A 19,641-nucleotide genomic window follows, 5' to 3' on the forward strand; every position below is an offset into this window, starting at 1 on the left:
GTCCGGTAGATATATATACTGACCTTTTTTATGCCTGTCCTCTCTCGGATTTTAACAGGAAGATTATTATGGTAGTACATTATGTTCACGAATGGCGTGGTAGCTTACGTGAAGATATGCCGTGGCGGCGACGACAGCGACCCCGCATCCCCGGTCTACGGGCCGAACTGCGGCTCGAAGACGACGTTTCGGGGCGGGGAGGGTGACGAGTTCGGTCCCGGAACCGACCAGGACACGGACGGTGGCGTCGTCGTTGTGGCCGGACCAGCGCCGCAGGAGGGATCCAAAACATGACACAGTACGTCGGTGCGATAGACCAGGGGACGACCGGAACCCGCTTCATGGTGTTCGACCACGGCGGGCAGGTCGTCGCGAACGCCTACGAACAGCACGAACAGATCTACCCGAACCCGGGATGGGTCGAACACGACCCGATAGAGATCTGGGAGAACACCCAGGAGGTCGTCCTCGACGGACTCGCTGACGCGGGTCTGGAGGCGGGCCAGCTCGACGCGATCGGGATCACGAACCAGCGCGAGACGACGATCGTATGGGACCGTGAAACCGGAAAGCCGGTCCACAACGCGTTGGTCTGGCAGGACCGCCGGACGACCGACCGCGTCGAGGAGCTTCAGGACGCCGGAATGGTCGAGGAGATCCGCGAGAAGACCGGCCTCGAGGCCGACGCGTACTTCTCCGCGACCAAGACCGAGTGGATCCTCGACAACGCCGAGCCGCTCAAGATGCAGAGTTCCCGCGGGGGCGACCTCCGCGATCGGGCCCGCGAGGGCGAACTGGTGATGGGGACGATCGACTCGTGGCTCATCTACAACCTCACGGGCAACCACATCACGGACGTGACGAACGCGTCCCGGACGATGCTGTACAACATCCGGGATCTGGCGTGGGACGACGAGCTCTTAGCGGAGTTCGGCGTACCGAAGGAGATGGTTCCGGAGGTACGGCCCTCCTCCGACGAGGACTACTACGGCCACACCGACGCCGACGGCTTCCTCGGCGAGGAGATCCCGGTCGCGGGCGCGCTCGGCGACCAGCAGGCCGCGCTGTTCGGCCAGACCTGCTTCGACGAGGGCGACGCGAAGAACACCTACGGCACCGGCTCGTTCTACCTGATGAACACGGGCACCGAGGCCGTCGAGTCCGACCACGGACTCCTGACGACCATCGGCTTCCAGATGTCCGGCGAGCCCGTCCAGTACGCGCTCGAGGGCTCGATCTTCATCACCGGCGCGGCGATCGAGTGGCTCGAGGACGTCGACCTGATCAACAACGCCGCCCAGACCGCCGAGCTGGCTCGGTCGGTCGAGTCGACCGACGGCGTCTACATGGTCCCGGCGTTCACGGGGCTCGGCGCACCCCATTGGGACGGTCGCGCCCGCGGCACCATCGTCGGGATGACTCGGGGGACGAGCAAGGAGCACATCGTCCGCGCGACGCTCGAGTCGATCGCCTACCAGACCCGCGACGTGGCGGAGGCGATGGAGGCCGACTCCGGCGTGGAGACGACGAGCCTCCGCGTCGACGGCGGCGCGGTCAAGAACAACTTCCTCTGTCAGCTCCAGTCCGACATCATCCAGACGGAGATCGCGCGCCCGGAGGTCGACGAGACCACCGCGCTCGGTTCCGCGTACGCGGCCGGTCTGGCGGTCGGCTACTGGGACACGGTCGACGAGCTCCGCGACAACTGGCAGGTCGACCGGGAGTTCACTCCGGAGAAGGAGCAGGCCGAGGTCGACAAGCTGTACGACCGGTGGGGCGACGCGGTCGAGAAGTCGCTCGACTGGGCGAAGGACGACGAGGGGGACGAGTAGATGAACTCCGCAGTCGCGATGGGGATCCTCGCGCAGGCCAGCGGCTGGAGCGCGGGCTCCATCGACGCGGTGCTCGAGATCCTGCTCGACCCGACCATCTGGCTCGGCGCTGCCGCGGGCGGCGCGTTCGGTGCCGCTCTCGGCGCGCTCCCCGCGTTCATCTTCACCGGGTTCCTCGTCATCGCCGGCGTCTTCGGCGGCGACGCGGCCAGCGGAGCCGGCGTCGGAGTCGGCTTCGGCCCGGTCTTCGGCCCGCACATCTCCTTCGCCGGCGGCGCGGCCGCGTCGGCGTACGCCGCCAAGAACGGCCTGATGGAGTCCGGATTCGACTACCACAACGCGAAGGACATCGGCTTCGCGCTCGGGAGCAAGCCGGACATCCTCGCCGTCGGGGCGGTCTTCGGCGTCTTCGGGATCGTGCTCGAACAGACGCTCCGGAACCTCGCGGTTCCGACCGACCCGATCGCGTTCACCGTCGTCGCGAGCGCGCTGCTCCACCGGGCGGTGTTCGGCTACTCCGTGATCGGCATCGTCAGCGACAAGGCGAACGGGTTCATGGACATGGGCCCGTTCGAGCGCGGAGAGATGCGGGAGGCCGGCGAGGTGCCGGGCGACGGCGAAAAGGAGAGCGAGGACCGGCTCGCCGTCGAGCCGTGGCTGCCGAACATGTACAAGTGGTCGCACGTCGCGGCGATCGGGCTGACGGCCGGGTTGGCCGCGGCCTACGCCGCGATCCAGACCGGGAGTCCGTTCCTCGGGTTCGGGATCAGCGCGGCGACGCTGCTGTTCTTGAACCTCGGCGTCGAGCGGATCCCGGTCACCCACCACATGACCCTGCCGGGGGCGACGGCGTACCTCGCCACGGCCGGGACGGGATACAGCCCGCTCGTGGCGCTGCTCATCGCCGGGCTCTTCGGCCTGCTCGGCGCGGTCGTCGGCGAGGCGTTCCAGCGCGTCTTCTACGCGCACGGGGACACGCACGTCGACCCGCCGGCCGCCTCGATCGCGATCACGCACACGCTCATCGCGATCCTCTCGATCGCCGGCATCCTGGGGTCCGCGGTGTGGGTCCCCGGGGCCGTCTGAACGCCGCGTTCACGGCCGGTTTTTCACGCGGTCGGAAGCGCCGACGAAAGTACCACGTACGCGACACCTCCGGACATGACTCCGACACCAACCGCGGTGATGAACCCGTGACCGAGACCGAACACGCCGGTTACTGCGAGCGAGGCGGCAACGAGCGCGATCCCGGCCGCGCCGTGGTGATAGCTTCCGGCGGTCGGATGCTCGGCCAGCGGCTTCCGCTCCGACTCGGGAACCCTGACGCTGGCGTGATACGGCACGTACAGCCGCACGCCGATCCCGGCGGTCGCCGCCACGATGGAGGCGACCTGGACGTCGACGACGACCTCCCGAACCGCCAGGAAGGCGACGATCGCGACGACCAGCGCGAGCGCCTTGCTCCACCGGTCGGCGGCGACCACCGACTCGTGGAACGATCCTTCGGACATGCTCGCCGGAAAGCGGCCGGCCGGGTTAAGTGTGTGGTCGGATCGAATCGCGCCGGCGGAACGAACCGTCCCGTCGGATCGAATCGCGCCATCGGAACGAACTCCGCCACCGGGGTGGATTTAACCCGGAGCGGGGCGAGCGGACGACATGAACACGTTGGGTCTCGAGAGGCGCGACGGGCGGAACATGCTCGCGGTCGCGGCCGTCGTGACGCTTCTCATCGCCTGGACTGCCGAGGGAGCGCTCGGCGTCAGGATCGTGGCCGGCGCGATAGCCGGCCTCGTCAGCGCCGTCGTCTTCGTCGTCTCGACGCTACTCATCAACCGATACAAGCCGGACCACTGGTAGGGAAGCGGCATCGACCCGACCGCGGTTCGCATCGGTTTTATTCCCGTACCCAGGAGGGGGTAGCGTGAACATCGACGACCGGATCGAGCGGCGCCTTGGATACGACACCGGGGCGGGCGTCTTCGTCGACTTCGACGCCGTCTCCCCGGTGTTCCACCTCGAGGCGCCGATCGGGCGCGGACCGGCGCTCGAGCGCCTGCTCGACGCGTTCAGTCCGGCCTTCTCCGGCGCGCTGCCCCCGAGCACCTACGTCCACGGTCCGAAGGGCAGCGGCAAGTCCGCCGTCGTCTCCGCGCTGTTCTCCCGCCTCACGACCCACAGCGGTCCGCCACAGGCGATCCAGACGTCGACGCGAGCGGTCGAGCCGACGCTTCCGGGGTTCGTCTACGTGGACGCCAGGCGGGCCTCGACACGGTTTCGGCTCTATCACGACACGCTCGCGGCCGTCGGCGACGAGACGGTGCCCGACCACGGCATCGGGACCGACGACCTCGCGGAATCGCTCCGGAACGCGATCCGTACCGGACCCGACGTCGTGGTCGCGATCGACCACACGAACGAGCCGGAGACGCCGAGCGCGGCGACCGTGGTCGAGTGGCTCACCGACGTGAGCGGACACATCGTCCCGGTGTGTCTCGGCCGCGAGCCGCCCGAGGAGATCGAGTGGGAGCCCGACGAGTCGGTGGCGTTCTCGCGGTACCGCCGGCACGTGCTCGTCGAGTTGCTGACGAGCCGGTGTTCGACGGGACTCGGGCGCGACGCGCTCAGCCACGACCAGGTCCGGGAGATCGGTGAGTGGGCCTCCGGCGACGCCCACGACGCGCTCGCCGCGATCGCGGGCGCGGCCATCCGCGCCGAGCGTGCGGGCGTCTCGACGATCCGGCCCGAGGACGTCGACGCGGGGATAGACGAGGTCCCGAAGCCGTGCGTCACGCTGGGGCGAATCCTTTCGCTTTCCGAGAGCCGCCGCCGGCTCCTCTACGAACTCGTGACGCTGCCCGAGTCCGACCGGTCCTCGGTGAGCGCCGCGACGGAGACGATCGCCTCGCGGCGGCGCGTCGACCTGTCGGCCTCGACGGTGCGTCGCGTGCTCTACGAGCTCGCGGACGCCGGACTGCTCGACCGGGTGACCGTGCGACGGAGCGACGGCAAGGGACGACCGCCGAGCCGGCTCGTCCCGCGGTTCCCGACGCTCGTCTACCGCGAGCTGTTCGACCGATCGGCCCGCACGTGAACGGGAGACCCCGTACCCGAACGCAAGACAGTTGCCACCGGGTCCCCGGATCCCGACACATGGTTCCGCCCCTCGCGTTGGACATCGACGGGACGCTGACGACGGCCGACGGCCGGCTCGACCCCCGCGTCTTCGAGCTGCTCCCCGACTGGGAGGCTCCCGTGGCGCTCGCGACCGGCAAGGCGTTCCCGTACCCGGTGGCGCTCGCGGGATTTCTCGGCCGTGAGGCGACCGTGATCGCCGAGAACGGCGGGGTCGTCCACGTCGACGACGAGACGAGCGTTCTCGCGGACCCCGCGGCCCCGCGCGCCGTGATCGAGACGTTCCTCGAACGCGGCGGCGACCTGGGATGGGGCGACGACGAGACGGTGAATCGGTGGCGTGAGACCGAGGTGGCGGTCGCGCCCGACGCCGACGAGACGCTGTTGCGCGAGGTCGCCATCGCCGCCGGGAGCGTGGAAGTCGTCGACACCGGCTACGCCTTCCACGTCAAGTCGCCGGGCGTGAACAAGGGGGACGGGTTGGCGCGGGTCGCCGATGCGCTCGGCGTCGATCCGGCCGAGTTCGTCGCGGTCGGCGACAGCGAGAACGACGTCTCGACGTTCGAGACCGCCGGGACGGCCTACGCCGTCGCCAACGCGGATCCGGCGGCGACCGCGGCGGCCGACGTCGTACTCGAGGCGGCGTACATGGACGGCACGGCGGCGGTTCTCGAGGCGCTTCGATCCGGTCTGGCACCCTGATCCGCGGACGGACGTGGTTTACGGGACCTCCGCCGTCAGGCGTACGGGTACCGACCGGTCCCGCCGCACTCGCGACACCGGACGACCACGCGGCCGGGGCCGAGCCGGACCCGGCTCGTCTTTCCCGGCCGGAGGTACACGTCGCAGTCGTCACACGTCTTCCGTTCGAACTCGCGGGGGACGCCACAGCGGTTCCGTTCGGCGATCCGCCGCGCTAGACGGACGTACTCCCGCGCGCGGTCGTACTCGTCGTCGACGACCGCCTCCCGGGCGAGCCCGAACAGTCGCTCGATCCGTTCCTCGGGGATCCCCATACGCCTTCGGGGCGACCGCGGCACAAAGGCGTTGTCGTCGGGGCCGGGACCGGCTCTCGAGTCCGAAACCCGGCCGACCCGCATCCTTTTTGAACGGTCCATGCCAACCGGGCGGCATGAAGGAATCCCTGATGGACGTGATCTGCTGTCCGCTCGACAAGGCCGACCTCGACCTCGACGTCGACGAGCGGGACGACGAGGAGATCCTCGAGGGGACGCTGGCGTGCACCGAGTGCGGCGAGGTCTACCCGATCGAGGACGGGATCCCGAACCTCCTCCCGCCGGACATGCGCGAGGAGGAGGAAGCCGCCGCGTAGGCCGCCGTCTCCGTGACCGAGACGGTCCCTCATCGTCCGCCCGAGTCGTCCCGCCCGCTCTCTCGTTTCACTCCCGAACAGTGATCACCGGAACCGGCGCGGTGCGGACCGTCCGCTCCGCGACGCTCCCGAGCAGGACGCGATCGTCGCCGTGGTCCCCGGTCGCGCCCATCACGACCGCGTGGGCGTCGAGTTCGGAGACGGCGTCGACGATCGTCTCGACGGGATCACCCCGCTCGACGTGCCGACCGAACTCCGTGACCCCGTGACGCTCGGCCGCGGCGGCCAGGTCGTCGAGGGCGGCGGTCGCGGCGACCGTCCCGCCGACGGCGCTGTCGGGGGCGTCCCCGTCGTCCGCGCCGTCTCCGAGGAGTCCCGAGAGCGGGTCGAATCCCTCGTCGTCGACGACCGCCAGGCCGTGGACGGTGGCGTCGAGCGCGGCCGCGAGCGCGAGACCGTGTTCGACTCCGACCGCCGCGCCGGCGCTCCCGTCCGTCGGGATCAGGACCCGTTCGTACGGAAACACGCGACGCTCCTCCGGGCGCATCCGCGTCGTGAGCACCGGGATCGTCGAGTGCCGGACCACCTTCTCCGCCACGCTCCCGAGGAGGTGTCGCGGGATCCCCTCCCGGCCGCGCGTCGGCATCACGATCAGGTCGTGCCCCTCCCGTTCGGCGTGATCGACGATCGTCGGCACGGGGTTTCCGTGCCGGACCGTGGCGTCGTGGTCGACGCCCGCGGCCTCGAGCGCCTCGGTCGCCTCCGAGACGACGCGGTCGCCCCGCCGTTCGAGGGCGTCGACGGTCTCGCCTTCGATCACGGTGACGCTGTCGCGGGCGGTGTCCGCGACGAACAGTACGTGAACCGTCGCGTCGGTACCGCTCGCGATGTCGGCGGCGTGGCCGAGAACGTCGACGGCTCCGTCGCTCCCGTCGAACGGCAGCAGGAGGTCGTCGTACATGGGTCTCCTCGAGGTAGGACCTCCGGTGGGTAATGGGTTCGCATCGGTCAGATGCGGTCTCAATTAACTGAATCTTTTTTTGACCGCGGCGTGAGGTACCATCCGTGTCGACCCTCGCCGTCGAACTGAACGGGGACGAAGTCCATGCGATCAGCGCCCCGGACCGGTTCACCACGACCGCCCCGTTCTCGATCGAGCTCGCGAACCGCGGCCGATCGACCCACGTCCACCTCCACCTCGACGACGACCTCGACCGGGTCGCGTCGATCGCCGCCGTGAACCACTACGTCGAGGACGACGCGGTCAAACGCGTCCACGTCTCGGCCGTCGAGGTCGACGAACCCGTCCGCGGAAAGCTGAAGGTCGTGACTGGATACGGCTCGAACACGGCGTACGTCGACGTGCGGATCGAACCGCCGCCGGAGGTGGCTCCCGACGAGGTGGTCGTCGACGAGCGGTTCGCGAAACCGCCCGAGGAGAGTCCGCCACAACCGTGGCCGAGCCGACTCGTTGCGGGGATCGAACGGGCGATAGAACGGGGCGGCGTGCCGGCGCTTCTCGTCTCGTTTCTCGCGGTCGCACTCGGCGTCGTGGCCGCGTTCGCAATCGACAGCGTGCTCGTCTTCCTCGCGGTCGGCTTCGTCCTCGCGGTGACGCTCGCGGCCACGCTATACCTGTTGTCGTGAGGGTTCACATCGGCTACCGCGAACTCCCGGAACCGGGTCCGCGTCCGCCTCCGCCGCTCGAGCCGGATCCGCGCGCTTTTAAGCGTCCCGGCGGAACCGAGTGACATGAGCTTCGAGAAGGAAGACGAGGTCGTCCTCCACGACAAACACAGCGAGTACGACGGCGAGACCGGGACGATCACGCAGGTGATGGAGACGATGTTCGGCGACGCGACCTACACCGTGAGCTTCGAGGACGGCCAGGAGACGGGCGTTCCCGAGGGGTCGCTCGACGCCGTCGAGAGCGAGGAGTAACCGCTTCTACCGCCGTGCCTGCAGTCCCGTTCCACTACGTCGACCTCCGGGCGTTCTCGTACGCGACCGAGGACGAGAAGCGCGTCGAGCAGGCGCTCCGAGCGCTTCTGCCCGAGGACGTCGACCTCGACCGCGTCGAGAACGTGGGCCACCACGGCGACCGGATCGTCGTCCTCTCCGCGCGGATCGAGCGGGCCGACGGGATGCGCCACGTGCTCGACCGGATCGCCGAGCTCGACGACCTCGACCGCGTGCTCGACGAACTCGACCAGCGCGTCGACGACAACTGTGCGCTCTTCATGCGGCTGGACAAACAGGCGGCGTTCCGCGACGAGGTTCGGCTCGGTCCCGGGATCACCGTCCGGGCGAAGGTCGAGGCGTACCCCGCGAAGAAGGAAGCGGCCGTCGAGAACGCTCGGGAGACGCTCTCCCGTCTCGCGGACGCGTCGTAGCGGCGATTCTCTCCCCGTTCGGTTCACTCCAGCCGGTCCGTGTCGATGCCGGTCCCGGGCGGCGAGACGATCAGGAACCCGCGGAAGTGCATCAGCTCGCCGTCCATGTCCTTGATCTCGCGGGCGAAGCCGGCCGCGAGCTCGTTGAGGTCGCCCTCGACGGACAACACGAGCGTGTTGCCGTAATCGACGGAGCGGATCCACGTCTCCGGGTCGGTCGTCCCGTCGAGGACGCCGAGGACGACGTCGCCGGCGTCGGCGAACGCCTCGTCCATCTGCTCTTCGGCGTCGCGGAGGTCGAGGTCCCAGTCGCTCATACTCGAGCGTCGACTCACGCCGGCAAAAGCGTTCGGGCGCGTCCCCAGGAAGCGTTCAGGAGCGTCCTCGGGCTCGAAACGCACACGGGCGAACGCTCAATCGTCCGACTCGACGCGCGCGAGCACGTCGAGGTTGTGTGCCCCGAAGGTCAGCTGGCCGTTCGTGATCACGCGATGTCTCGCGTCGGCCCACTCCCCGACCATTCCCGGCGAGAGCCGGTCGACGGTGTCCCCGTCGGCAACTGCCGGCGATCCGTCCGCGAGCGCCCCGCCGACCGCCCCCTCGATCCCGTCGACGAGGTGATGGAGGAAGTACGCCTCGTCGCCCGGGTACGGTGGCGTCACGAGCCAGTCCGAGCCGCCGGCGGCGACGACCTCCGCGTCGGCGTCGGGCAGCGCCGCGAACAGCTCACGCCCCGTGCGGCTCCCGCCCGGGCGGTCCGGCGCGTCCATCGTCGCGTGATAGACGTCCAGGACGGCTCGCTCGGTCCTGTCGCCGACGCTCCCGTCCCCCCGGAGCGACGGAGCGAGGAACGTCTCCCCGTCGAAGGTGATCGGGAAGTACGCGAACCCGTCCGGAACCAGCCCGAGGAGCGGGCCGAGCACGCGGTCGAGGTCGACGAGGTCGAGGAACGCACAGCCGACGAGCAGGTCGTACTCGGCGTCGCTCCGACGGGCGAGTTCGACCGCGTCCGCCGCGGCGAACGTCGCGGTCACCGTCCCGCCCTCCGGATCGTCGAGGCGGACCGTCCGCGTCGCATCGGGGTCGCCGTCCTCGAGGGCGTACCCCGCGTCCTCCGCCCACACCTCCAGTTCCTCGACCGCGCGCCCGATCACCTCCTCACGGAGGTCGTATCCCCGGTAGACGACGTCGTCCGGAAGGACCTCCCACGCGAGGAGTCGTCGGAGCATCGTCCCGGTCCCGCAGCCGACCTCGACGACGCGGAGGGGCGACGACCGGTCCGCGAGCGCCTCCCGCAGCCGGTCGAGCGTCGGACGGTGGAGCGCGCGGTCGTCGACGGTTCGTTTGGCCTCCAGGTATCGGGAGTGTTCGTACGTCGACGGTCGGGTCACGTCCGATCCGAGGCTCTCGGAGCGGTTAAGTGCGTTCCACCCCGAGCCGGCGGCATGGAACACACGCGGCGGGCGATGCTCTCCGGCGTCGCGGCGGGGGGCGTCGTCGGCGTGACGGGGTGTCTCGGTGGAGGCGGCGGAAGCGACGGCGGGAACACGCTCGACACGGGCGAGTACGACTGTGACCTCTCGGAGCCGACCGACCCGGACCTCGAGTACCGACCGACCCTCGGCGACCCGGAGGCGGACGTGGTCGTCCGAGCCTTCGAGGACTTCACCTGCGGGCACTGTGCGACATACAAGCTCGAGCACTTCCCGTCCGTTCGCGAGGAGTTCATCGAATCGGAGGAGATCCGGTACGAACACTGGGACTTCCCGATCCCGGTCGACGAGGAGTGGGCGGTCCCCGTCGCCAGCGCGGCCCGCGGCGTCGGCGATCGCGCCGGCGCCGAGGCGTTCTTCGCGTTCTCCTCGGCGGCCTACGAGTCGCAGGGCGAGTACGGCGGCGAGGCGCTCGGTGCGGCCGCGGAGACGGCGGGCGCGGACCCCTGTGCGGCGATCGCCGACGCCCAGTTCGCGGCGTACGAGGAAGCGTCCATGAGCGACCGAGACGAGGGCGAATCGATCGGCGTGCGCGGGACGCCGGCGATATTCGTGAACGGCGAGGCGGTCGACGGCTACGACTCGGGGACGATCATCGACGCGATCGAGTCGGCGCTTTGAGCGGCCGGCCTCGACCGGGTCGAGCGGACGCCTCCGAACGTCGGTCTTTTGACGGTTCGACGCGTTTTATAAACCAATGACGAGCGAGGACCGCGGGGACCGCCGGCGGCTCGGCGCGGTCGTGCTCGCGGTGTTGATCTCGCAGGTCCTCCTCTATCCCGGCGTCCCCGTCCTCGTGGTCGAGCTCGGCGCGCCCGCGGGCATCGACGCGGGGATGTGGTTCCTCGTCGCGGAGTTCGCGGCGTTCGTGACGTTCGCCGTCGTCTGGGGGGCCGCGAGCGACGCGCTCGGCCGGCGGGTCCCGCTCGTCGTCGCCGGCGCGCTCGGCGGGGCCGCCTCCTACGCCGCGCTCGCCGCGATCCCGCGGCTCGGCCTCGGATTCTCGGCGGCCCTCGTCGTCCGCGTCGTCGGCGGATCGCTCACGATCGGGGCGTTCTCGCTCGCGATCACGATGCTGATGGACCTCGGCGGCGGCAACGGCCGCAACATGGGCGCCGCCGGGCTCGCGATCGGGCTCGGCGCGGCGGTCGGCTCCGTCGTCGGCGGGGCACTCGCCGACGTCGGGCCGTTCTACCCCGTCTACGCCGGCGCGGTCGTGCTGGCGGGCGCGGGGCTGCTCGCGACGACCGTCGACGACCGCACGACGGGGGGGACTTCCGCGAGTTCGGGGGACGGCGATGTCGACGACGACGATCCCGGATTCCGGGAGGTGATCGCACGCGCCCGTGAGACGCCTGGCCTCCTCGTCCCCTTCGCGTTCGGCTTCGTCGACCGCCTGACCGCCGGTTTCTTCGCGCTGGTCGGGGTGTACTACTTCCAGGACCCGGCCACTTTCGGGCTCTCGGCGACCGGAGCGGGCGCGACGCTGGCGCTCTTTTTCGTCCCGTTCGCGCTGTTACAGTCCCCCTTCGGGTCGCTCTCTGACCGGATCGGCCGGTTCTCGCCGGTCGTCCTCGGGTCGATCGCGTACGGGATCGTCACGATCGGCGTCGGCGTCGCGCCCGTCTACCCGATCGCGGCGGGGTTGATGACCCTCGTCGGCGTCTGTGGCGCGCTAATGGCCCCGGCGACGATGGCGCTCGTCACCGACCTCGTCGACCCGGCAGTGCGCGGGGCGGCGATGGGGGCGTTCAACGTGTTCGGCTCGCTCGGGTTCCTGACGGGGTTTCTCGTCGGCGGCGGCGCGACCGGCGCGTTCGGCTACCGGGCCGCCTTCCTCGCCGTGGGCGGGCTCGAGTTCGCCATCGCGCTGGCGCTTCTCCCGGCCGTACGCGCGGTCGCGCCCCGGGTCGGTCCCGCCCCGTCGACCGGAGACGACTGACCCGTTCGTGACCCCCATCGAAACCCGCCGGGTCGGAAACGTTCGAGTCGAGCCTTTTTACCGCTCGCGCGTCCTGGGATCGGACGACGAATGGACCTGCTCGTGGTCGGCGCGGGAGAGATCGGCCGGTGGGTGGCGGACACCCTCACAGCCGAGGGCTCGCCCGTCGACGCGAGCGTGGCCTTCACCGACCGCGACGCCGACGTGGCGGCAGACGCCGCCGCCGGACGGGACGCGACGGCGGTCCCGGTCGATGCGGAGACGACGCACGACGCCGTCTGTCTCTCCGTCCCGATGTCGGCGGTGCCCGACGCGGTCGCGGCGTACGCGCCGCGGGCTGAACGGGCGATGTTCGACGTCTCCGGCGAGATGACCGCGTCGATCGCGGCGATGCGCGAGCACGCGCCCGGTCTCGAGCGCGCGAGCTACCACCCGCTCTTCGCGCCGCCGCGGGTCCCCGGCAACGTCGCCGCCGTCGTCGACGAGCCGGGGTCGGCGATACGCTCGGTCTCCGCGGCTATCGAGGCCGGCGGCAACGAGGTCTTCGAGACGACGGCGGCCGAACACGACCGCGCGATGGAGACCGTCCAGGCGGGAGCACACGCCGCGGTACTCGCGTGGCGGCTCGCCGGCGAGGAGGTCCGAGAGGAGTTTCACACCCCCGTATCCGCGACGCTCGACGACGTGGCCGACACGGTCACGGAGGGAGCTCCCGGAGTGTACGCCGAGATCCAGCGCGCCTTCGACGGCGCCGACGACGTCGCCGAGGCGGCCCGCGAGATCGCCGACGCCGACCCGGAACGGTTCGCCGAACTCTACGAGCGTGCCCGCGGCGACCGGAACCCGCGCGAGCGACATGACTGATCCCCACCCCGACTGACCCTCCATCCCCGAACCGACCGATACCCACCATGATCGACAGAACGGCGGTCCGCGACACCGCCAACTACCTGCGCCAGGTCCGCCCCATCGACCCCGAGGAGATAACCGAATACATCGAGGGGACGCCGCATCCCGCGGTCATCCGCGAGACGCTCCGGGAGGAGGCGTTCGATCTCCGGCTTCGCGAACGCGAGGACGGCAGTTTCGTTCCCGTCGACGACGACCCGGTCCGCCCGCCGGGGTGGGCTCCGGACGCGCTCCCCGAGGCGTACGCGTTCGCCCTGGAGGACCTCCTCGTCGCGGAGTTCGGCGCGAACTGGCACGTCGGCGATTCCGGCCACGAACTCCGGGAGACGATCCGCCGGCTCAAGGCTGACTACCTCTACGGCAACGACGTTCGATACGACCGGATCGCCGCCCTCGGCTACGCGATCTATCACCTCCCCGACTACTACGCGGCGATCGGCTACGTCCTCGACGACCTCGCCGAGAACGGGCTGCTGGACCGGACGCTCCGCGTCCTCGACGTCGGTGCGGGCGTCGGCGGCCCGGCGCTCGGGCTCCACGACTACCTCCCCGAGGACGCGGTCGTGGAGTACCACGCGGTCGAGCCGAGCGCCGCCGCGGACGTCCTCGACCGACTGCTCGAGGAGACGGGCCGGAACTTCCGCACGACGGTCCACCGGACGACCGCCGAGTCGACGTTCGGGCTCGAAGATACGGGGAGCGACGCCGGCTCGATCCTGGACGAGCCTTTCGATCTGGTGATCTTCGGGAACGTCCTCTCGGAACTCGAGGACGCGACGGCCGTCCTCGAGGCCGGGACTGACGCGCTCGCCGCGGACGGGAGCGTGATCGCGCTCGCGCCGGCGGACCGCGAGACCGCGATCGGGCTCCGCCAGGCCGAGCGGGCGGTCGCGACCCCCGACGGCGGCGTCGAGATCTACTCGCCGGCCCTCCGGCTCTGGCCGGACGCGAGCCCGACCGACCGGGGATGGTCCTTCGACGTGCGGGCGGACCTCGCGGTCCCGCCGTTCCAGCGCCGGCTCGACGAGGCGGCCGCCCGCGAGACGACCGACGAGCCGGGCGAGTTCCACAACGTCGACGTCCAGTTCGCCTACTCGATCCTCCGAACCGACGGGAAACGCCGAGCGGACGTCCGCGCGAGCGACGAGCGCTGTGCGAGAATGAGCGATTCCGAGGAACACGTCACCGACCGCGTGAACCTCCTCGCGGTGAAACTCAGCCACGACCTCAGCGACGGGAAAAACGCGGTGTACCGCGTCGGCGACGGCTCCCAGTCCGTCGACCACTACCTCGTCTGTACGCGCGAGACGGTCCTCAACGACGGCCTTCGCGAGGCCGACTACGGCGCGGTCCTCTTCGTCGAGAACGGACTCGTGCTCTGGAACGACGACGAGGCCGCGTACAACGTCGTCGTGGACGACGAGACCGTCGTCGACGTCGTCGCACGCTGACGACCGATCAGCGGGAGCGGCCGGACTCTGGAAGTCGAGCCCGGTCGGTCGAACGCTGTGGAAAACCGATCGGATCGACATCTCCATCAGTCCGCTCCACCTCCTTCGGACATGGACTCTCCGACCGACGACGACTGGACGCTCCCCGAAGAGACGCACCTCGGCCGGGTCGCGCTTCGCGTCGGCGACCTCGAACCGATGACCGCGTTCTATCGGGACGTGATCGGACTCTCGGTGCTCGATCGGAACGGGACGACGGCGACGCTCGGTGCGGACGGGGGCCCGCTCCTCGAACTGACCGCCGACCCCGACGCGGCCGAGCGTACCCGGACCGAGGCGGGACTGTTCCACACCGCGTTCCGGGTCCCGTCCCGTGCCGCGCTCGGCGACGCCCTGGAACGGATCCGGAACCGATGGGAACTGGACGGTGCCTCCGACCACGACGTGAGCGAGGCGCTGTACCTCGACGACCCGGAGGGTAACGGGGTCGAGGTGTACCGCGACCGCCCCCGTGAGACGTGGTCGACGGTCGGCGACGGCCGGGTTCACATGGTGACCGAACCGTTCGACTTCGAGGGCGTCGCCGCGGCCGCGACCGGCGAGGAGCGAGCGCCGGCCGACACCGACGTCGGTCACGTCCATCTCGAGGTCGCGTCGCTCGAGGCGTTCGAGCGGTTCTATATAGCGGCATTCGGTTTCGACCTCCGAGCGACCTACCCCGACGCGCGGTTCGTCGCCGCCGGCGGCTACCACCACCACGTCGGGGCGAACACGTGGAACGGGCGCACGGGCCCCACGGGAGACGGACGCGGACTCGACTGGTTCGAGGTCGTCGTGTCGGACGACGCGCTCCGCCGAGAGCTCCGGGACCGTCTCCCCACAAACCTCGAATCGACGATCGAAAGCGGGTTCGCGGTCACCGATCCGGACGGGATCGAGATCCGAGTGGTCGACGGGTCGTAGCGGGCCGTCGTTGAGGGGAACGATTACGACCCACGTCGATGAGGCGTCGTCACTCCTCGCCGTCCGGTCGTGAAAGCCGGCGACGGACGGCGAGTCCGACGCCGAGAAGCGGCAGCCCGGCCGCGAGGAGGTACGGCGCGGCGTAGGCGGCCCCCACGACGGCGGCCCGGAGGACCGTTCCGAGGCCCCGAACGGACTCGAGGAACGCGGTCACCACGCCGGTGTCGTACCACGCCGTCGAGACGGCGGACGGTTCGGGCGGCTCCTCGCGGAGTTCGACCCGGATCGTCGACAGCGCGACGCGTTCCTCCAGGGCGGCCCGTTCGGCCTCCATCCGTTCGATCTCCTCCTGGACGTCGGCGAGTTCCCGCTGGACCGCCAGCACGTCCTCCGTCGTGTTGGCGCCCTCGTACAGCTCCCTGAGTCGATCGCGCTCCGCCCGTCGGTTCTCCAGGCGCGCCTCGAGGTCCGCGATCCGATCCGTGACGTCCCGGCTCTCAGTCGTCGAGCGCTCGACGTCCCCCAGCGACTCGAGGTCGGTCATCGCGGCGTCGAAGTCCTCGCTCGGCACGCGGAGCGTGAGTTCGCCGACGGTGAACTCCTCGTCGCCTCGCTCGTGGGTCTCCCGGGTGGAATCGCTCACGAACCCGCCGTATCCCTCGGCGATCGAACGGGTCTCGGCGTCGGCGTCCTCGAACGACTCGACGGTCAGCCGGATATCGCCCGTTCGAATGAGTCGGCGGTCCGTGATCGCCGCGGCGGTCTGACCGTCCCCTCCGTCGGCCATCGAGTAGGATCCGGCATCCGAACCGTCTCCGGCCTCCTCCGTGACCGATCCCGTCCCATCGGTTCCGCCACCGTCCACGGATCGTGTGACGTCCCCGTCTCCCGCACCCCCCGCGTCCCCGCCACTCCCGGCACCCGCACAGCCGGCGAGCGCCACGAGCGTCGCGAGCGCCACGACGCAAAGCAGTCGTCTGGTGTCCATGTCGGGGACGTTGACCCCGATCGCGGTAAAAGGTTTCAAGGGACAAACCGACGTTTGTCCCTCGCTCCCGTCGTCGACTCTGCGGATCGGCGGCCCCGACCGTGATCGACGGGCTGTCGACGTCGCGTTCCTCAGTCGACGTCGATCGGTTCGATCAGCTCCGAGCCGTCCGTTCCCGCGGCGTTCACGCGCGTCGAAACCGGATACGCCTCCATCTCCGTGGCCGGATGTGGGTCCATGATCGCCGCCGCCTCGTCCGGATCGCCGTGGAGCCAGCGGTCCTCCTCGTCTGGCGCGAGGACCACCGCCATCCGGTGATGGAGGTCGGCGACCAGGTCGTTCGGATCGGTCGTCACGACGGTGAACGTCTCGCGGATCCGGCCTTCGTCCCCGGTCTCGGCGTCCCCGTCCGCATCCGTCCCGCCGCCGAACGCGCCGAGTCCGGTCTGAGTCGTCTCCGGTTCCGGCGGTTTCCATCGCTCGTACAGGCCGGCCATCGCGAACGGACGGTCGTCCTCGAAGGCGACGCGGTACGGCCGTTTTCCGGTCCCGTCGTCATCGTCGACCCACTCGTAGAACCCGTCCGCGGGAACGAGACATCGTCGGGACTCGTAGGCGTCCGTGAAGCTCCGCTTGTCTCGAACCGTCTCGGAGCGCGCGTTGATCAGGTCGAACGATTCCTCGGCCCACGACGGCGTGAGCCCCCACTTCATACGAGTCGCTCTATCCGGGTCTTCGCCCGTCACGACCGGGAGGTCCTCGCCGGGCGCGCAGTTGTAACTCGGTTCGAATCCCTCGAACATCGCGTCGAACCGCGACTCGAGTTTCCCGGCGGGCGTGAACAGCGTGTACCGGCCACACATCGATGACTCCCGTACGGACCGAGTAGTCCTTAACCCGTCGCTCGTCGCGATGAAGATCGGTAGACTCGTCCCGCCCGTCGAGACGACCGGCCGCGGCGGCGTCGATTCGGCGTTTCACGAACTCCGGGAGCTCGGCCACGTCCGGGATGTTGGCTCCGAGCAGGCGATCGGGCGTTCCTCGACGGACGCTCCGGTGACTTCCTCCCGTCCTCGAAGCGCTCTACTCTCGAAACGGCGGATCCGGGACTCGTTCCGGTCGATCTCGGCTCGACTCGATCGAGTTTTTCTGTATAGCATTATATAATTTACACGGTGCTTCCGAGACATAGATTCGACCGTTTAGAAACGACGGAATCGAGGCTCGATGGGCGATCGACGACCGAAACCTACACGAACAGCCGGTAGACGTTGGCCTCGTAGGTCTCACGCACCTGGTCCCCCCAGTTGTGGGTGTAGGTGTCGATCACGTCGTCGGCGACGTCCCCACGGAGATACTTCACGATGCCCCGATCGCCGATGCGATCCCTGAGATGCGTCGTGAAGAAGTGCCGGAAGTAGTGCGGCGTGACGTTCTCCCCGGCACCGCCGCCGGTCCTGTACCATCCCTCCTCGCGGGCGTATCCCTCGACGATGTGGCGGACCGCCTGCGGGTCGAGTCGGTTTCCCCATCCGTCGGCAGTGTTCACGAACAGCGGCTCCGCGGGCGACGTCGTGTCCGGCCGTATCGCGAGCCAGCGTTTGAGCGCCGCCCGGAGTTCTGCGTCGACGGGGATCACGGTCTCGCGCTTCCGCTTGTTGGAGGCGGTCCGGACCTCGCCGTTCAGTTCCTCGCCGACCGCCGCGTTCGGCGTCACGTACAGCGAGTTCGGCCGGTCGTCGAGTGCCGCACGCGTGCCGAGCGCGTACGCGGCCTCGAGCTCCGGGTCCGTCACCGACAGATCGCGTAGATCGAGGTTACAGAGCTCTCCGACCCGCATACCCGTCTTCAACAGAGTACAGACGATCGCACGGTGGAGCGGATGGGTGATCCCCGCCACGAACGACCGCATCCGCGGGATCGGCACATCGCGGCGCGCAGGGTCCTTGTCGACGGTCTCGTCCATCTCCTCCATCACGAGCGTCATTGGGTTCCCGTCGAAGACCCCCACCTCCGTCATGTAGCCGTAAAACCGGTGGAGGTACGCCGCGTACGTCGCGACCGTGCTGTCGGCCGCGTCGCCCCGGAGCGAGTGGACGAACGCCATACAGTCCCGGTGGGTCGCGGTCGCCGGCGTCGTCCCCCCGTCAAGGAAGGACTCGAACCGTCGGAGGACCCGCTCGTATGACTCCCTCGTCCGATCGGATTTCCCGTGGTAGGTCAGGTCCTCGATGAAGTACGCGATCGGGTCGTCGGGGTCCTCGACCGTGCGTGGGCTACTGCTCATCGACGAGCGTGTATCCCCCCTCGCGTCCGCTGTATCGGACGCGATCGCGTTCCTGGAGCGAGTCCAACGCCTCCTCGAGGCTCCCCTCGAAGTCGTCGAACACCGCCTCGACGAGCTCGTCCCACGACGTGTGACCGTCCGCGATCGCCGCCTCGATCCGGGTTTCGAGGCCGTCACCCCCGGGGTCAGCCCCCTCGGAAGGGCCTTCGTCGGGGGTACTCGCCCCCGAAAGCGTGAATCCTCGTCTCCCGGCCTGTACCATCGTTCTGACGAACTCGCTCTGTGACATCCCGAGGTCGTCCGCGTGTTCCTGCCACCTCGCCTTCTGTTCGGCGGGAACGTACGTCTTCACCGAGCGGCGGTCCTGGCTCATCCCTATCGAGGCTCTCTCGCTCCATCGACTTCAAGGTATCCCACATATACAGATAAGTGACCTTATCCGTATACTTAGGTCAGAAATGCGCGGGTAAATAGTACTGATTTCATGGATATTTTATTATATAGGTACAGATATACGGATCATCTACCATCTCGTGTTGGGTCCAAATTTCCGGATCATTCAATCGGCAGACGATCGGCTCTCGGAGAGCTACTGCGACGGTTCCCTTCTCGATCCGTGAACCTTCGTTCTCGCCTCGAGTCACGAGAACCCGTCCAAAGACTGCTTGAGCGATCGGACGGTCGACTCCGAGTCGTCACGGTCTTCGGTTGCGGGCTCGAGTCCGGTTCGATAGTGGGGCGATCCGTCCCCGGCATTCGGGTCGTTCGGGTGGCCCGGCGACGCCGTAGAACGGCCGTGAGGTCCTCTCCTTCGGTTGAGAGCTGGTCGGAGGCGAGGCACTTGGGCATCGAGACGACGCCCAAGGGAGCGTTAGAACACCGTCTGTTCGTCCTCAGTTCACCTCAACTCCTCTT

The 19,641-nt window shown here is 69.0% G+C and carries 23 protein-coding genes and 1 pseudogene; 15 read left to right on the forward strand and 9 right to left on the reverse strand.

All coding sequences use genetic code 11. The features are described 5' to 3' along the window. Positions 1-81: 81 nt before the first annotated feature. The 3 genes from OKW78_RS00560 to OKW78_RS00570 are packed head-to-tail and all read left to right on the forward strand — an operon-like array spanning position 82 to position 2,918. A complete protein-coding gene (locus tag OKW78_RS00560; RefSeq protein WP_281193389.1) occupies positions 82-294 on the forward strand; it encodes a hypothetical protein in 213 nt (70 codons plus the stop codon). Next, entirely contained in the window at positions 291-1,832 is a 1,542-nt protein-coding gene (gene glpK, locus OKW78_RS00565) for a glycerol kinase GlpK (protein ID WP_281193390.1), read from the forward strand. The genes OKW78_RS00560 and glpK overlap by 4 nt, the downstream gene beginning before the upstream one ends. Beyond that, positions 1,833-2,918 (forward strand): hypothetical protein, encoded by a 1,086-nt coding sequence (locus OKW78_RS00570; RefSeq protein ID WP_281193391.1) that lies wholly within the window; start codon positions 1,833-1,835, stop codon positions 2,916-2,918. A 23-nt stretch (positions 2,919-2,941) separates the two neighbouring features. Here OKW78_RS00570 and OKW78_RS00575 read toward each other — a convergent pair whose 3' ends face one another. Beyond that, positions 2,942-3,343 (reverse strand): hypothetical protein, encoded by a 402-nt coding sequence (locus OKW78_RS00575; protein ID WP_281193392.1) that lies wholly within the window; start codon positions 3,341-3,343, stop codon positions 2,942-2,944. A gap of 148 nt (positions 3,344-3,491) precedes the next feature. Between OKW78_RS00575 and OKW78_RS00580 the strand changes: the two genes are divergently transcribed. The 3 genes from OKW78_RS00580 to OKW78_RS00590 all read left to right on the forward strand — a co-directional run bounded on the left by OKW78_RS00580 (position 3,492) and on the right by OKW78_RS00590 (position 5,669). Further along, positions 3,492-3,692, forward strand: coding sequence for a hypothetical protein (locus OKW78_RS00580; RefSeq protein ID WP_281193393.1), 201 nt, complete (start codon positions 3,492-3,494; stop codon positions 3,690-3,692). Positions 3,693-3,756: 64 nt separating this feature from the next. After that, positions 3,757-4,926, forward strand: coding sequence for an AAA family ATPase (locus OKW78_RS00585; protein ID WP_281193394.1), 1,170 nt, complete (start codon positions 3,757-3,759; stop codon positions 4,924-4,926). 59 nt (positions 4,927-4,985) lie between these two features. Continuing rightward, entirely contained in the window at positions 4,986-5,669 is a 684-nt protein-coding gene (locus OKW78_RS00590; RefSeq protein WP_281193395.1) for an HAD-IIB family hydrolase, read from the forward strand. A gap of 35 nt (positions 5,670-5,704) precedes the next feature. Here OKW78_RS00590 and OKW78_RS00595 read toward each other — a convergent pair whose 3' ends face one another. Next, positions 5,705-5,983 carry a ribonuclease P protein component 4 gene (locus OKW78_RS00595; RefSeq protein WP_281193396.1) on the reverse strand — a complete coding sequence of 93 codons (279 nt, stop codon included), beginning with the start codon at positions 5,981-5,983 and terminating at the stop codon, positions 5,705-5,707. Positions 5,984-6,099: 116 nt separating this feature from the next. Between OKW78_RS00595 and OKW78_RS00600 the strand changes: the two genes are divergently transcribed. After that, the gene (locus OKW78_RS00600) at positions 6,100-6,300 is read left to right on the forward strand and encodes a methytransferase partner Trm112 (RefSeq protein ID WP_281193397.1); all 201 of its coding nucleotides are present in this window, start codon (positions 6,100-6,102) and stop codon (positions 6,298-6,300) included. A gap of 67 nt (positions 6,301-6,367) precedes the next feature. On the opposite strand, the gene OKW78_RS00605 is transcribed toward OKW78_RS00600, so the two are convergent. Further along, positions 6,368-7,261: a universal stress protein gene (locus tag OKW78_RS00605; RefSeq protein WP_281193398.1), complete on the reverse strand. Its 894-nt coding sequence runs from the start codon at positions 7,259-7,261 to the stop codon at positions 6,368-6,370. A 104-nt stretch (positions 7,262-7,365) separates the two neighbouring features. Here OKW78_RS00605 and OKW78_RS00610 point away from each other — a divergent pair, with 104 nt between their 5' ends. From OKW78_RS00610 to OKW78_RS00620, 3 genes are all read left to right on the forward strand, one after another. Then, the gene (locus OKW78_RS00610; protein ID WP_281193399.1) at positions 7,366-7,947 is read left to right on the forward strand and encodes a hypothetical protein; all 582 of its coding nucleotides are present in this window, start codon (positions 7,366-7,368) and stop codon (positions 7,945-7,947) included. 105 nt (positions 7,948-8,052) lie between these two features. Beyond that, positions 8,053-8,241, forward strand: coding sequence for a DUF1918 domain-containing protein (locus OKW78_RS00615; RefSeq protein ID WP_281193400.1), 189 nt, complete (start codon positions 8,053-8,055; stop codon positions 8,239-8,241). Positions 8,242-8,255: 14 nt separating this feature from the next. Next, positions 8,256-8,693 carry an RNA-binding protein gene (locus OKW78_RS00620; RefSeq protein ID WP_281193401.1) on the forward strand — a complete coding sequence of 146 codons (438 nt, stop codon included), beginning with the start codon at positions 8,256-8,258 and terminating at the stop codon, positions 8,691-8,693. 29 nt (positions 8,694-8,722) lie between these two features. On the opposite strand, the pseudogene OKW78_RS00625 reads toward OKW78_RS00620, so the two are convergent. Both OKW78_RS00625 and OKW78_RS00630 read right to left on the reverse strand, forming a co-directional pair. Then, positions 8,723-9,010, reverse strand: a pseudogene (locus tag OKW78_RS00625) (DUF5779 family protein); the annotation flags it as partial. 96 nt (positions 9,011-9,106) lie between these two features. Next, positions 9,107-10,084, reverse strand: coding sequence for a hypothetical protein (locus tag OKW78_RS00630; protein WP_281193403.1), 978 nt, complete (start codon positions 10,082-10,084; stop codon positions 9,107-9,109). A 54-nt stretch (positions 10,085-10,138) separates the two neighbouring features. Between OKW78_RS00630 and OKW78_RS00635 the strand changes: the two genes are divergently transcribed. The 5 genes from OKW78_RS00635 to OKW78_RS00655 all read left to right on the forward strand — a co-directional run bounded on the left by OKW78_RS00635 (position 10,139) and on the right by OKW78_RS00655 (position 15,451). Beyond that, complete coding sequence (locus OKW78_RS00635) at positions 10,139-10,807, forward strand: thioredoxin domain-containing protein (protein ID WP_281193404.1); 669 nt, start codon at positions 10,139-10,141, stop codon at positions 10,805-10,807. A 76-nt stretch (positions 10,808-10,883) separates the two neighbouring features. After that, complete coding sequence (locus OKW78_RS00640) at positions 10,884-12,128, forward strand: MFS transporter (RefSeq protein ID WP_281193405.1); 1,245 nt, start codon at positions 10,884-10,886, stop codon at positions 12,126-12,128. Between the two features lie 90 nt (positions 12,129-12,218). Then, entirely contained in the window at positions 12,219-12,992 is a 774-nt protein-coding gene (locus OKW78_RS00645) for an NAD(P)-binding domain-containing protein (RefSeq protein WP_281193406.1), read from the forward strand. Between the two features lie 47 nt (positions 12,993-13,039). Next, entirely contained in the window at positions 13,040-14,488 is a 1,449-nt protein-coding gene (locus tag OKW78_RS00650) for a small ribosomal subunit Rsm22 family protein (protein WP_281193407.1), read from the forward strand. 111 nt (positions 14,489-14,599) lie between these two features. Continuing rightward, positions 14,600-15,451: a VOC family protein gene (locus OKW78_RS00655; RefSeq protein ID WP_281193408.1), complete on the forward strand. Its 852-nt coding sequence runs from the start codon at positions 14,600-14,602 to the stop codon at positions 15,449-15,451. 49 nt (positions 15,452-15,500) lie between these two features. On the opposite strand, the gene OKW78_RS00660 is transcribed toward OKW78_RS00655, so the two are convergent. From OKW78_RS00660 to OKW78_RS00675, 4 genes are all read right to left on the reverse strand, one after another. Next, on the reverse strand, positions 15,501-16,439 hold the full coding sequence (locus OKW78_RS00660; protein WP_281193409.1) for a DUF4349 domain-containing protein: 939 nt from the start codon (positions 16,437-16,439) through the stop codon (positions 15,501-15,503). A gap of 131 nt (positions 16,440-16,570) precedes the next feature. Next, positions 16,571-17,302, reverse strand: a complete 732-nt coding sequence (locus tag OKW78_RS00665) for an SOS response-associated peptidase (RefSeq protein ID WP_281193410.1) — start codon at positions 17,300-17,302, stop codon at positions 16,571-16,573. Between the two features lie 386 nt (positions 17,303-17,688). After that, positions 17,689-18,726 carry a tyrosine-type recombinase/integrase gene (locus OKW78_RS00670; RefSeq protein WP_281193411.1) on the reverse strand — a complete coding sequence of 346 codons (1,038 nt, stop codon included), beginning with the start codon at positions 18,724-18,726 and terminating at the stop codon, positions 17,689-17,691. Beyond that, positions 18,716-19,099, reverse strand: coding sequence for a DUF5805 domain-containing protein (locus OKW78_RS00675; RefSeq protein WP_281193412.1), 384 nt, complete (start codon positions 19,097-19,099; stop codon positions 18,716-18,718). The genes OKW78_RS00670 and OKW78_RS00675 overlap by 11 nt, the downstream gene beginning before the upstream one ends. Positions 19,100-19,641: the final 542 nt, after the last annotated feature.

It is taken from the genome of Halorubrum sp. F4 (assembly GCF_027257195.1).
Taxonomy (GTDB): domain Archaea; phylum Halobacteriota; class Halobacteria; order Halobacteriales; family Haloferacaceae; genus Halorubrum.

Excerpts from the sequence above, each read along its gene's own strand:
- OKW78_RS00560 (WP_281193389.1), top strand. The coding sequence starts at position 82 with ATGTTCACGAATGGCGTGGTAGCTTACGTGAAGATATGCCGTGGCGGC.
- glpK (WP_281193390.1), top strand. The coding sequence starts at position 291 with ATGACACAGTACGTCGGTGCGATAGACCAGGGGACGACCGGAACCCGC.
- OKW78_RS00570 (WP_281193391.1), top strand. The coding sequence starts at position 1,833 with ATGAACTCCGCAGTCGCGATGGGGATCCTCGCGCAGGCCAGCGGCTGG.
- OKW78_RS00575 (WP_281193392.1), bottom strand. The coding sequence starts at position 3,343 with ATGTCCGAAGGATCGTTCCACGAGTCGGTGGTCGCCGCCGACCGGTGG.
- OKW78_RS00580 (WP_281193393.1), top strand. The coding sequence starts at position 3,492 with ATGAACACGTTGGGTCTCGAGAGGCGCGACGGGCGGAACATGCTCGCG.
- OKW78_RS00590 (WP_281193395.1), top strand. The coding sequence starts at position 4,986 with ATGGTTCCGCCCCTCGCGTTGGACATCGACGGGACGCTGACGACGGCC.
- OKW78_RS00595 (WP_281193396.1), bottom strand. The coding sequence starts at position 5,983 with ATGGGGATCCCCGAGGAACGGATCGAGCGACTGTTCGGGCTCGCCCGG.
- OKW78_RS00600 (WP_281193397.1), top strand. The coding sequence starts at position 6,100 with ATGAAGGAATCCCTGATGGACGTGATCTGCTGTCCGCTCGACAAGGCC.
- OKW78_RS00605 (WP_281193398.1), bottom strand. The coding sequence starts at position 7,261 with ATGTACGACGACCTCCTGCTGCCGTTCGACGGGAGCGACGGAGCCGTC.
- OKW78_RS00615 (WP_281193400.1), top strand. The coding sequence starts at position 8,053 with ATGAGCTTCGAGAAGGAAGACGAGGTCGTCCTCCACGACAAACACAGC.
- OKW78_RS00635 (WP_281193404.1), top strand. The coding sequence starts at position 10,139 with ATGGAACACACGCGGCGGGCGATGCTCTCCGGCGTCGCGGCGGGGGGC.
- OKW78_RS00640 (WP_281193405.1), top strand. The coding sequence starts at position 10,884 with ATGACGAGCGAGGACCGCGGGGACCGCCGGCGGCTCGGCGCGGTCGTG.
- OKW78_RS00645 (WP_281193406.1), top strand. The coding sequence starts at position 12,219 with ATGGACCTGCTCGTGGTCGGCGCGGGAGAGATCGGCCGGTGGGTGGCG.
- OKW78_RS00650 (WP_281193407.1), top strand. The coding sequence starts at position 13,040 with ATGATCGACAGAACGGCGGTCCGCGACACCGCCAACTACCTGCGCCAG.
- OKW78_RS00655 (WP_281193408.1), top strand. The coding sequence starts at position 14,600 with ATGGACTCTCCGACCGACGACGACTGGACGCTCCCCGAAGAGACGCAC.
- OKW78_RS00660 (WP_281193409.1), bottom strand. The coding sequence starts at position 16,439 with ATGGACACCAGACGACTGCTTTGCGTCGTGGCGCTCGCGACGCTCGTG.
- OKW78_RS00665 (WP_281193410.1), bottom strand. The coding sequence starts at position 17,302 with ATGTGTGGCCGGTACACGCTGTTCACGCCCGCCGGGAAACTCGAGTCG.
- OKW78_RS00670 (WP_281193411.1), bottom strand. The coding sequence starts at position 18,726 with ATGAGCAGTAGCCCACGCACGGTCGAGGACCCCGACGACCCGATCGCG.
- OKW78_RS00675 (WP_281193412.1), bottom strand. The coding sequence starts at position 19,099 with ATGAGCCAGGACCGCCGCTCGGTGAAGACGTACGTTCCCGCCGAACAG.